General features: G+C 31.6%; 12 protein-coding genes. 1 reads left to right on the top strand and 11 read right to left on the bottom strand.

Annotation, left to right across the window (positions count from 1 at the left end):
• Positions 1–19: 19 nt before the first annotated feature.
• Both gatB and ilvN read right to left on the bottom strand, forming a co-directional pair.
• Positions 20–1,426, bottom strand: coding sequence for an Asp-tRNA(Asn)/Glu-tRNA(Gln) amidotransferase subunit GatB (gene gatB / locus MEFER_RS00965; protein ID WP_015790775.1), 1,407 nt, complete (start codon positions 1,424–1,426; stop codon positions 20–22).
• Between the two features lie 16 nt (positions 1,427–1,442).
• Entirely contained in the window at positions 1,443–1,949 is a 507-nt protein-coding gene (gene ilvN, locus MEFER_RS00960; protein ID WP_015790774.1) for an acetolactate synthase small subunit, read from the bottom strand.
• A gap of 223 nt (positions 1,950–2,172) precedes the next feature.
• Here ilvN and MEFER_RS00955 point away from each other — a divergent pair, with 223 nt between their 5' ends.
• Complete coding sequence (locus MEFER_RS00955) at positions 2,173–3,438, top strand: MBL fold metallo-hydrolase (RefSeq protein WP_015790773.1); 1,266 nt, start codon at positions 2,173–2,175, stop codon at positions 3,436–3,438.
• Between the two features lie 3 nt (positions 3,439–3,441).
• Here the strand turns inward: MEFER_RS00955 and MEFER_RS00950 are convergent, their stop codons facing one another.
• The 9 genes from MEFER_RS00950 to ecnA all read right to left on the bottom strand — a co-directional run bounded on the left by MEFER_RS00950 (position 3,442) and on the right by ecnA (position 12,836).
• A complete protein-coding gene (locus tag MEFER_RS00950; RefSeq protein WP_245527785.1) occupies positions 3,442–3,978 on the bottom strand; it encodes a roadblock/LC7 domain-containing protein in 537 nt (178 codons plus the stop codon).
• A 28-nt stretch (positions 3,979–4,006) separates the two neighbouring features.
• On the bottom strand, positions 4,007–5,143 hold the full coding sequence (locus MEFER_RS00945) for a DUF2226 domain-containing protein (protein WP_015790771.1): 1,137 nt from the start codon (positions 5,141–5,143) through the stop codon (positions 4,007–4,009).
• The gene (larB, locus tag MEFER_RS00940) at positions 5,100–5,918 is read right to left on the bottom strand and encodes a nickel pincer cofactor biosynthesis protein LarB (RefSeq protein ID WP_015790770.1); all 819 of its coding nucleotides are present in this window, start codon (positions 5,916–5,918) and stop codon (positions 5,100–5,102) included. Before larB ends, MEFER_RS00945 begins: the two co-directional genes overlap by 44 nt.
• A gap of 46 nt (positions 5,919–5,964) precedes the next feature.
• Positions 5,965–6,732, bottom strand: a complete 768-nt coding sequence (locus tag MEFER_RS00935) for a D-aminoacyl-tRNA deacylase (protein ID WP_015790769.1) — start codon at positions 6,730–6,732, stop codon at positions 5,965–5,967.
• Between the two features lies 1 nt (position 6,733).
• Positions 6,734–7,231, bottom strand: a complete 498-nt coding sequence (locus tag MEFER_RS00930) for a MogA/MoaB family molybdenum cofactor biosynthesis protein (protein WP_015790768.1) — start codon at positions 7,229–7,231, stop codon at positions 6,734–6,736.
• A 107-nt stretch (positions 7,232–7,338) separates the two neighbouring features.
• Entirely contained in the window at positions 7,339–7,542 is a 204-nt protein-coding gene (locus MEFER_RS00925; RefSeq protein WP_015790767.1) for a histone family protein, read from the bottom strand.
• Between the two features lie 180 nt (positions 7,543–7,722).
• Positions 7,723–11,280, bottom strand: coding sequence for a cobaltochelatase subunit CobN (gene cobN, locus MEFER_RS00920; RefSeq protein ID WP_015790766.1), 3,558 nt, complete (start codon positions 11,278–11,280; stop codon positions 7,723–7,725).
• 125 nt (positions 11,281–11,405) lie between these two features.
• Entirely contained in the window at positions 11,406–12,254 is an 849-nt protein-coding gene (locus tag MEFER_RS00915; RefSeq protein WP_015790765.1) for a shikimate kinase, read from the bottom strand.
• A gap of 12 nt (positions 12,255–12,266) precedes the next feature.
• On the bottom strand, positions 12,267–12,836 hold the full coding sequence (gene ecnA / locus MEFER_RS00910) for a calcium-activated nuclease EcnA (RefSeq protein ID WP_015790764.1): 570 nt from the start codon (positions 12,834–12,836) through the stop codon (positions 12,267–12,269).
• Positions 12,837–12,841: the final 5 nt, after the last annotated feature.

Here is a 12,841-nt window from a genome sequence, read left to right as displayed (position 1 = left end):
AATAAAAAAGAAAATAAATTTATTTATCTAATCTCTCTTTCAATAACTCAATAACTCTCTTAGGCTCTGCTCTTCCCCTTGTTAATCTCATTACCTGCCCCATTAAGAAGTTTAGCGCTTCTTTCTTACCGCTTAGATAATCTTCAACTGCCTTTGGATTGTTTTTAATAGCCTCTTCAACAGCTTTGATTAAGGCGTCTTCATCTTTAATTACTGTTAATCCAAGCTCTTCAACTATTTGTTTTGGCATCTTACTTCCTCTATTTATAACCAATAAATCAACAATCTCCTTAGCTATCTTTTGTGATATAACTCCCTCTTTAATTAATTTTATTAACTCAACTATATGCTCTGCCTTAACCCCACTTTCATATAAATCTACTTTGTGATACTGTAAACTTCTTCTCAACTCATTTCTAATCCAAGTTACAGCCAAATCAACATTTTCTTTATTAATTCCTAAAGATTTAACAACTTCTTCAAACATCTCAGCCATATCTAAATCAGAAACTAATACACTGGCATCATCTTCATCTATCCCATACTCTTCAATAAATCTCTTCTTCTTAGCTAAAGGAGTTTCAGGCATCTTCTCCTCTATTTCCTTAACCCATTTTTCAGAGATAACAATTGGCTGAATGTCAGGGTCTGGGATGTATCTATAATCTTCAGCTGTTTCCTTACTTCTCATAGCCTTAGTTATCATTTGGCTTTCCAAAAATGCCCTTGTTTCTCTCTTAACTTCTCCCCCTCTCTTAATAATGTTTTTCTGCCTAATTAATTCATATTTTAAAACTTTATAAACTCCTTTGATTGAGTTAACGTTTTTAACCTCAACCCTGTTTCCTTGAACGCCCATATATTCGATAGATATGTTTACGTCAGCTCTCATCGTCCCTTCTCCTCTCAAACAACCAAGATACCTAAACAAAGTCATTAACTGTTTTAAAAACTCTCTTGCCTCTTCAGGGCTTTTTATATCTGGCTTTGTAACAATCTCAATCAAAGGAGTTCCGCTCCTATTGTAATCAACAATTCCAAAACTTGGGTTATACTGCCCAGGATCTTCTTCTAAATGCACTTCAGCTATTCCAATACCCATAAACTCCCCATCAACTCCAATAGGTGTTGAAGTTCTTTGATAACCGCTTGGTAAATCAGGATAATCGTAATGCTTTCTTTGGAAGTAAATATCTTTATCAACAACAATTTTACATCCAAGCATCTTTGCTACCATTATAGCAACTTCTACTGCTTTTTTATTTGGAGAGAGTGGCTTAGCTCCAGGCAAACCTAAACAGACAGGGCAAACGTTTGTATTTGGTTCAGCATCTAAATAATTTGTTGAACAATTACAAAATAATTTTGACTTTGTATCAATTTGAACGTGTATCTCCAAACCACATTTCATTTTAGCTTCATCCATGTTTTTCACCTTAACATTAACTTTTTGGCTTTAAAACTTTAGGTCCCCTTGCCAACGCTGTTATTCCAGTTCTTGCCATTTCTTTAATTCCTAAAGGTTTAACTAATTCAATGAATGCGTTTATTTTATCTTCACTACCAGTTATCTCCACAATTAAAGATTCAGGACTTAAATCGACAACATTTCCTCTAAATATGCTCGTATATTGAATAACTTGAGATTTAGCACTTTCCGTTGGTGCATATACTTTTATTAAGCAGAGTTCTCTCTGAACGGATTTCTTTTCCTCTAGCTCACTAACCTTTATAACGTCAATTAATTTGTTGAGTTGTTTAACAACCTGCTCTAATATCTTATCATCGCCATTAACAACAATCGTAACCCTTGAAATCTGTGGATTCTCTGTTACTCCAACTGTTATGCTTGAAATATTAAAACCCCTTCTTGTAAATAATCCCGAAATCCTCTGTAAGACCCCTGGTTTATTTAAAACTAATGCAGATATGACATGTCTATGTTCCATTACCTTCACCAATGCCTTTTTATAGTAAGATTAAAAATAATAAAATAGACGCCCATAAGGTTACAGCTTACTTTTAGTTTTTATTTTTATGATTGATTTAATATCGATTAATTAAGGTCAATTTGATTTAATTTATTATGGTGGATATTCAAATAGCTTTTCTACGCCTCAGGGTAATTAGGATTTATTTAAAAAAATATATATAATTTTTGGGATGATCGCTATGGTTTTATTAAAGTTTCATGGAGGTTGTCAGCAGATTGGAATGAGTTGTGTTGAAGTAGAAACGCAAAAAAGTAGAGTGTTGTTAGATTGTGGTATGTCTCCAGATACTGGAGAGATTCCAAAAGTTGATGATAAATTAATAGATGCCGTTATCATATCTCACGCTCATCTCGACCACTGTGGGGCAGTTCCTTTCTATAAATTCAAAAAAATCTATTGCACACATCCAACAGCTGATTTAATGTTTATAACATGGAGAGATACTTTAAATCTGACAAAAGCTTATAAAGAAGAGGATATTCAGCAGGCGATGGAAAGTATTGAATGCTTAAACTACTATGAAGAGAGGCAGATTACTGATGATATAAAATTTAAGTTTTACAATGCAGGGCATATATTGGGAAGTGCTTCCATTTATTTGGAAGCAGATGGGAAGAAAATCCTCTACACTGGAGACATAAATGAGGGGATTTCAAGAACCCTACTTCCAGCAGATACTGATATCGATGAAATTGATGTTTTAATTATAGAATCCACCTACGGCTCTTCATTGGATATAAAACCTGCGAGAAAAACGTTAGAGAAGCAGTTAATTGAAGAAATAGCTGAAACAATAGAAAATGGAGGAAAAGTAATAATTCCAGTATTTGCGATTGGTAGGGCTCAGGAAATACTATTGATCATAAATAACTATATGAGAAGTGGGAAATTAAAAGAAGTTCCTATATACACTGATGGCGCTTTAATTCATGCTACTGCCGTTTATCTAAGCTATATAAATTGGTTAAATCCTAAAATAAAGAATATGGTTGAAAATAGAATTAATCCATTTGGCGTTGTGAAAAAAGCGGATGAAAGTTTAGTTTTCAATAAAGAGCCATGTATTATTGTATCAACATCTGGAATGGTTCAAGGAGGGCCAGTATTAAAATATTTAAAATTATTAAAAGATCCAAAAAATAAACTAATATTAACTGGTTATCAGGCGGAGGGAACTTTAGGTAGAGAATTGGAAGAAGGAGCTAAAGAAATTCAGCCATTTAAAAATAAAATTCCTGTAAGAGGGAAGGTTGTTAAAATAGAATTTTCAGCCCATGGTGACTACAACTCATTAGTTAGGTATATAAAAAAGATTCCTAAGCCAGAAAAGGCAATAGTTATGCATGGTGAGAGGTATCAATCCTTATCATTTGCAATGACTATTTGGAAAACTTTAAAGATCCCAACATATGTTCCAGTTAAAGGAACTATTTTACCAATTTAAAATCTAAAAATTAATATTTTCCTTTTTTATATTTTCAACATTTCCAAAATATTTTTTAAGGACTTCATTTACTTTTCTAAGTATTTCTTTTTCCTCTATAGTTTCAAGCATAATTTTTGATTCTATAATAGCATATAAGTTTTCATTATTACACTTTAATGGGTATATGTGAATGTAATTATCTCCCTTCTGTATCACAACCTTTTTAATATTGTCATGGAATTTTTTAATGTATTCAAATATTCCAAGTCCGATAGCTCCAAAGTCATCCCCACCTTTTAATGTAGAGGCTACAACTAATCCTTCATCATTAACAACAACAATATCTTCTATATCGTGGGAAAGGGCAATCTCCACTAAATCAAATTCCTCAGTATATTCTTTATTTTCGTCTGGAGCGATATAGGGCTTTAATTCTTTAAGACCTTCAATAATTTCCATTTCAATAAATTTATAAGTCTTTCTTTTTTCCTTTTCTCTATAGCAATAAATCCCTGCTCCGATGGTCACTCCAAGTATAAATAAGATTAAAAATAACATCCCCTCATTCATAATTAAACCTCTCTTTTTATTCGATATTAATCGATATGTCTGAAGTATAGTTTAGAATATTATTTTTAAGTATTCTATCAATTTCAAATTTAATAATTGAGGGATCCACATCTTTTTTAATAATTCCAAATATTCTCTTTCTTTTTATATTAACATCTCCAAGTATAAAGTACCTTCCATTCTCCCATTTGATCTCTATATTGGGCTTAACATCCTCAACCCCATCAATATTTTTAACATTTTCAATTATTTCATTTTCTATTTTTCTCTTCAATTCATTTATTTCTTCATCACCTGGTCTAAATAGATCTTCTAACACTGCCTCTACCCATTCTTCATCAGGTTCTTTCAGCCCCAATCTTTTTAATAACTCCTCCCTCGATATTTCAATTTCTTCTTCTTTATCAATTTCTCCCATCTCATTATAAACTTCTTTTTCACTCTCTTTTTCCTCTTCAATCTTCATTTCAGGATATAAATCCAATAAAACATTTAATTTCATTTCATCGTATTCATATACATCAACAACTGAATTTTTATCATTTAACATTTGCTCTATCTTTTTACATGCATCTTTTCCAAGTAAAACTCCATAGTTACATTCACAGGCTGCTGCTATAGGGTTTTTTCCTTTGTATACAATGTATGCGTTTTCATATCCTTCAGGATTTTTTCTATATGCATTTACAATAATATATTTATCATCTTTTAAATATTCCTTAAAATCTTTTACATCTGTTGCAATAGGAACATCTAAAGGAATGTTAAGTTTTATATCAAGATATTTTATATCCTCTTTTTTAATTTCTTTTTTATCTTTTTTTTCATCTTTTTCTATTGCAAACATCTCTGGATATAGCCATTTCATTAGGTTTAACTTATCTTTATCATATTTGTAAACCTCTATAACTTTATTTTCATGGTTTAACAATTCGAGGACTTTTTCAGCATTTCCAAAAATTTCAGTTGATTTATTATCAGTATAAAAATAACCAACAATTTTCCCATCTTCAACAAACACATATCCCTCATGCAGAGTATTGTTATCTTTAACTAAAATAAGGATGTATCCATTTTCCAATTCTTTTATAGTATCATCTATTTTTCCATCATTCAGTGTTTCTATTAACTCCCCCTCTATGATTTTTATCATGATTTCCCTCATAAACTTTTTTAGCTATTAAACCTGCAAAAACTCCTGCTCCAAACCCATTATCAATATTAACAACTACTATTCCTGGAGAGCAGGTGTGTAGCATTGTTAGGAGTGGAGTTATCTTTATTCCATAAGATGTTGATGTTGGCACTCCAATAACTGGGATATCAACCATTGATGAAACTACAGATGGAAGAGCCCCCTCCATACCGGCAACAACAATAATACAGCAAACATTCTCCTCAACCATCTTTTTTAGGGCTGGGAACAACCTATGAATGCCAGCAATCCCTACATCGTAATATGTTATAACTTCAACCCCCATCACTTCTAACGTATCTTTAGCCTCCTCTGCTATTGGAATATCTGAAGTTCCAGCTGTTAATATCCCTACCTTACCTATTTTTTTAACGCTGTAGTTTTTATTTTTTATTATTAATGTCTTAGCTTTTTTGTTAATCTTTATAATATAGTTTTTTAAATCATACTTTTTTATCTCTTCGTTAAGCTTTTCCACATCCTCTATTTTAGTTGCCAACGCAATACCATTTTTTTCTGCAAGTTTTATTGTCGCTTTAATTATTTCATCCAACTCCTTCCCCCTACCATAAACAACCTCTGGAACCCCTGTCCTAAAATGCCTATTAACATCTAATTTTAATTTATTTTCAATTTCTTCAAAATAATTAAATTTTATTTGTTTCTCAACTTCTTCTAAACTAATTTCTCCACTTTTAAATGCTAAAAGTAAATCTCTTAAATTCTTTGTCATTTGATTCCCTCCAAAATAAAATTAATAAATATAAATAAATTAAAAATTAAACTCTCTCCCATTCAATTCTATTCTTTTCGAGGAATTCAATATACTTTCTTTTATCTTCCCCTCTACATCCTTTCCAGTCTATAAGGGCTTTATCCAGCTCCATCTTATTGATGAGTTGGTTTAAAACCTCTTCAGAAACTGAAGCATATTTTGGAATTAAATAGCCAAAATAATATTTGCCTTCTAAAGCAAGTTTTGTAAATTTTGGAGCATAATGCCCCCCACCAAATCCAATGGCTCTAATTTTTTTATCGTACTCGTTGTTTTTTATAGCGTCGATTGTTTCTAAAACTGATTTGGCTATTATCTCTCCAGCTTCTTTTAAAACCCATTCTTTCTCACTGCTTCCAATTTCAACAAATACCGTTGGTGATTTTAAATCAGTTGGTGAGTGGTGAACTACTTCAAAAGAGACATCAAACTCTTTAATTTTGCCACTTTCAAAATAATTTCTGTAATTTTTATAAATATTTTTTAATAAAAGAGTATTTAAAACTGCATCACACGGGCAAACCTCCTTAGGATTTCCTCCAAAAGAATTGTCTTCAGTTAAATTTCCGGGAGTGTGGACTGTTAAAGAAGGTTTATTGGCTGTGCTTCTATGCTTTGATAAAAATATATAATAATCTGCCTTTTCTAAATCTTTGTCTGTTAATGACAAAAGCTCCTTATCGGTTTCAAATACATCAAAATATTCTTTAATATGGTTGGCTATATTTTTGCTTGCCAAATCTTTGTTTGAAGCTATCAATAAAAATTTCATCCTATCCCTCTCTTAAATGTCCTAATATATGCCCAGTCTCTTCTTTAATTATCTTTAATGCTGTTTTACATGCATTTACTGAGCCTGGGAGAGCATATATAATTTTCCCTTTATAAATTCCAGCAGTAGCTCTTGACAATATGGCTGAAAACCCAACTTCCTCATAGCTCAGCTTTTGAAATATAATTTTAAATCCATCTAACTCCTTTTCAAAAATCTCCTTTAACGCCTCAATGGTAACATCTCTCTCAGCTATTCCCGTTCCGCCCGTAAAGACAATACAATCAACATCAAAAGACTCAACTATATGCTCTACTATTCCTTTAATCATGTTTTTATTATCTGGAATTATTGTATATATTTTAGCATTCAACTCATGTTTTAACAAATTTCCAGATTTATCTTCTATTTTTTCTCCTTTAATTAAGCTGTTGTATCTGCTATCACTTACAGTAACTACTGCAAATTTTATATCTTCTATTTTTATTCTTTTATGCATATTTTCACCATTTAAGAAAATGAATATATAAATAAATGAATATAAATTGAAATAATAGAAAATCAGCCAAACGAATAAAATAGAAAATTAAAAGAAAAATTGAGAATTTATTTCTTCAAAGCTAATTTTATGTCTTCGACTTTTACTGTTTTTCTTTTTGCGTGTTTTGCTAAATCAACTGCTTCTCTTGCGATTTCTAATGCGATTTCTTCAACTGCTTCTGCTAAGTATTCTGCTGCTGCTCTGCTAACTCTCTCAGCACCAGCTTTTTTCAAGATTCTTTCAAATGGTGCAACTGGAAGCTCAGCCATAATACCACCTCAAACTGATTTACAATAAATATTGTTATAGAATCCTTTATTTAAACTTTTCGGTTGTTTTCATTTTTCATAGCTGTTGTTGAAAAATTTTTGCACACATGGTTGATGAATGTTGAGAGGTTGAACACCAAATTATAAAAAACACTGTTTCATTTAAATATGTTCAAAGTTCTAAAGTTTCTCCTTCCAGGATATGTCTATATCAACACTTCCTCCCTGAAATTCACCAATTTCTTCTATATTGTTATAACTTTCTTCGATATCCCCTTCTATTTCTAAATAAACTCTTTTAAGCTCATCAATGTTTTCTTCAGAGGTTTTCCACAATCCTCTCTGATATGCTTCTAACAACCTTCTTGAGATTTCCTCCAATGCATATATGTTATGTTCTTTAAAAAACCTTCTGTTTTCTTCATTTTTTACAAATGTGTTGAATATCTCATCAAAAACCCAGTTATCAACTTCTTTAGTTGTAGCACTCCAACCATAAACTCTTCCAATCCTCTTAGCTATATCTCCAGCCCCCTTATACCCGTGCTTCTTCATCCCCTCAATCCACTTTGGATTTAGGAGTTTTGTTAATGCAACCCTCTCGATCTCTTCCTTTAAAGTTCTTACTTCAACACTGTTTGGATTTCTTGTATCTCCATAATAAGCTTTAACATCTTTATTTTTTAAAACCCTTGCGGCATTTGTTAAGCCTCCATGAGTTCCAAAGTAACAACAACAGCCAAATAAATCGTATTCATCTGTAACAACTTTATTAAACGTTAAATCAACTGTTTTTAATATATTTTCAAATGAATCCACTGCCTTTTTTCCATAAACTCCTTTTCCATAGGCATATGAGTTCCAATGGATGAACGCATCTTTTAAATCCTCCTTATTCTCCCATGCACTTGCATAGACAGCATACTTAACCCCATTTCCATATGTCCCTGGAGCAGAGCAGAAAATCCTAAATGTTGCTTCTCTAAATGATAAACCTTTATCTAATCCTTCAAAAACATGTTTTTTTACAAAATTCATTTCTAAAGGCTCATCTAAATTTGCCACTTTCATTATTGCCTCATCAACAAGTTCTATACAGTTTGGAAACATATCCCTTGTTATTCCACTAACCCTAATTGTTACATCAATTCTTGGCCTTCCCAATTCTTCTAAGGGAATAACTTCTAAGCCAACAACTCTTCCTCCCCTATAAACTGGTTTAACTCCTAACAAATACAATATCATTCCCATACCTTCTCCATCAGCCCACATAATATCGGAACACATCCAATATAAAGCAACGTTTTCTGGATACCTTCCCTCCTCCTCTAAATATTTCTCAATTAATTTTTCAGCTAATAAAACTCCAACTCTATAGGCGGATTTTGTAGGAATCCTGTAAGGGTCTAATGAATAGAAGTTTCTTCCAGTTGGTAAAATATCGTAGCTCCCTCTCGTTATCAATCCAGAAGGTCCTGGTTCAATGTATTTGGCATCAATGCCTCTCAATAGAGAGCCAATTTCATCAGATTTTTCAATTCTTTCATTGATATCTTTAATTTTTTCTTCTAATTCTTTATCTTTTATGCTTTTTCCATCCAATACATTGGAGATTTTCTCTTTTAATTTAATATCTTTATATTCAAACTCTAAGATACTTTTTATAAATTCAACCCTCTTCTCCCCACTTGGAAGCTCTCCAAAGATGTGCATGCCATCGTTACACTTTGAATTCTTTATCATCTCCAATGTATCTCTTATCTCTTCAAATATCTCATCAAATTTCTCATGAATGTTTCCTTCTTTTTCAATCTTCTCAATCTTTTCTTTTATTTTTAATAAATTAGTTTTTTTAACTTCTTCAACTATTAAATGTTCTAATTGATGCCTTCTTGAAGCATCTATCTCTTTCATATATTCCTCTACATAGCTGTTTAACGTTTCTAGCTCCTCATAAAATGCATCTACCATAACTGTCTGCATATGGTCAATAATTGTTGCATAACTCCTTCTCTTTGCTATAGTTCCCTCTGGAGGATTGTCTGAATTGTATATGTAGATGTGAGGAATATCTCCAATGCAGATGTCTGGATAACACTCATTGGATAAACCAACATTTTTTCCAGGTAAAAATTCTAAAGTTCCATGAGTTCCAACGTGGATTATTACATCGCCAATATCGTTGAAGTATTTATAGCTTGCTATGTATTGATGAGTTGGTGGGCAGTAAGGGTCGTGTAGTATTTTACAAACTCTACCATCACATCTTGCTCCAGCACATCCTCTCTTTGGTTGAACGCAAACATAGACATTTCCAAACTTTAAACCAGTTATAACTATCTCGTTTTTTCCATTAACTTTATAAATCATACCTGCGGGAATGTCTTTGCCGTTTAAATCTCCCCAGGTCTCTAAAATCTTGTTTTTTACATTTTCAGGTAATTTGTTGAAATATTCATAATATTCATCCTCATCCATTAAATACAAATGCCCTCCTTTAGCAATGATTTCATTTACAGTAGTCCATCTGAATTCTGAAATTGCCTTCTTTTTCATAATTAGCTGAGCCAACTCCTCTCCATCCTTTGGAATATCTTCCACATAATAACCTTCTTCCTTCAATCTTTTCATAATATTTACAACACTTTGAAAGCTATCTAAATGAGCCGCACTTCCAACCGTTGCTTCAACAGAGGCACACGCATTGTTATGCAAAATAAATATAACCTTTCTATCTTTTTTTTGCTTGTATTTTAACTCAACCCATCTTTTTATTCTTCTAACAACCTTATCTATCCTCTCCTCAATTCCAAACTTCTTTTCCAACCCCTCTTCATTTTCAGTAGTTCCAATAATAATTGGCTCAATAACCCCCTCAAACTCTGGCAAAGTAACCGTCCAACCAATATCTGCAGATAAACCTTGTTCATCTTTTTTCCAGTCGTTGTAACTTTTATAATAACTCATTATTGGATGAAATACTGGAACATCTAATTTTTTAAGTATCTCAACTTCAGAGATTTTATTTAAATTGGATTTATCTTTTACAGTTCCCAATGGGAAGGATAATAAATTTATTAAAGCGTCTATTATTGGCTTATCATCCTTTAAAAAGTATTTTAAAATACTTTCTCCCCCACCTAATGCATTCAACTCCTCACATTTAGCTCCATAAGAAAATACTGGAATTACATTAAACTCTTTCTCTAACCTATTTAAAAGCTTATTAATCACATCCATATCGTCATTAACCAAATAATGCCTTGAGAATAAAATTCCAACCGTATATTTTTTATCGAACTTAACATCCTTTAAAAACTCCTCTAACTCCTCGTAAATCTTCCCTTTATAATAAATACCTTGGAAAGGTTTTTTTATAACCTCTTTATCTTCACCCATCAAATACAAAACCATATTTTTAAAGTTGTCTAAACCTCCATAGGTTGTAAATAAATAGCATTTAGCAGATTTTTCAGAATTCCAAACGCTTGGATCTTGTGCAACAACCACAACATTTTTATTTATTTTTTCTATTTTTTTCAAATCAATGTCATCAGATGAGGTTTTATAAATAAATACTATATCAGAATCTTTAATATCTTCTAAAAATTTATCATCTATTGGATTTCTGTTGGAATATATCTTATATTCAATGTTTTTTCCTTCTTTTTTAAGCTCATCCAAAGCTTTTTTTAATATTGAGCAGTAGGATGCCCACATATAGAATGTGATTTTCATAATACCACCATAATATTAAAAGTATATAATAGCTACCTTAGTGTTAATTTTCTATAAGATTTATTACTATTTATAATTTATCATCAAAAATCATGATAAATTTCATAAAAATAAAAAAATTTAAATTAATAGATAGAAGCCCCTTCATTGTTTGGCTTTGTTAAAATAACCTTTCCATACTTTTCTAAGGCGTTTTTTACTTTCTCAACATCTTCATCTTCAGCTATTGCTATATAACCCGGTCCAGTTCCAGACAACCCAGCTGTTATTGCTCCAGCCTCTAAGGCATCTATCGCTATATTCGTTGGAAAGTTTAAAGCAGATGCATAAAGAATTCCATTCAAAAACAAGGCTTTAAAGTAATTTCCTTCAATAGCCTCATTAAAAGCAATTTCAATGTAATCTTTTATTAGTCTCATCCTATTTACATCAACATTCTTCTCCAAATTTGGAATTAAAACCAATACATTTAAATCTTCCCTCATCTTATCTCTTTTTAAAATTTTTCTCCCTAAATTATCAGTTATAGTTATTCCACCATAGTATGAAGCAGTTGCATCATCATAAGCCCCGGTTACAGTTAATTTTTCATCAAAGCTTGATTTTATTCCTAAATTTAATATTAGCTCATCGTCTATCTTTTCATTTAAAGCATCAAATGTAGCTAAAACAACGGCATTGGACGTGGCTGAACTGCTACTTAAACCTGATTTTATTGGAATTTCCGTCTTTGTTTCAACATAAGCAGAGTAGTTTAATCCAAAATAGTCCAAAGTATTTTTAACACATCTTATTATTAAATTTGGCTTAATGTTTGGATTATCTAAAACTCTCCCCTCTATTCTATTTTTCCCATCATCTATTAGCTTAACTCTTGCATAAACCTTTAAATCCAAACCAAAAGCTGAACCTTTCCCAGTTGCTATGGCGTTTATTATCGTTCCAGAAGCTAAAGCATAGGCTTTGCCCTCCATAAGATCATCCTCTTAATTATTTTTCCAATTCCATAAGCCAATTTTATTTTTCTTAGCCTCTTTTTCAGCCTCTAAAAATTCATTTTTCAGCTCAAAATTGCTTATATAGACCCTTGCATAACCATATTTTAAAAGTTCTTCATTGAAATTTATTAAATTGTTGCTATCATTTATAAAAATGTAAGCTAAATATCTTCCATATCTATCCTTTTTTGGAGCTCTATTATCAAAGACAATAATAACTGTTTTATTTTCCAATTCTTTCTTTGCAAAATATTTGGCCTTTTCTCCCCAAATTTTTAAATAGGTGGTGTTTGTTATTGGCGTTCCATTTAATAAAAAATACTCATAAGGGCTATTTTTCCCATAAGTTTCTGGAGTATCAACCCCCAACAGCCTAATTTTCCACATCTCTCCATTAACATTTACATAAACCGTGTCTCCATCAACAACTTTAGTAACTTTTCCGTAATAATGCTCATGAGATCTTATAAAATCGCCATTATTAAAATTATGGCTGATACATCCTCCTAAAAAAGTAAAAACAATTATTAAAGTTATGAGTTCTTTTTTAAATGTCATAATGT

Source organism: Methanocaldococcus fervens AG86, from assembly GCF_000023985.1.
In the GTDB taxonomy this organism is placed as follows: domain Archaea; phylum AGJL01; class Methanococci; order Methanococcales; family Methanocaldococcaceae; genus Methanocaldococcus; species Methanocaldococcus fervens.
This window is presented reverse-complemented; position numbering and strand designations above follow the sequence as displayed.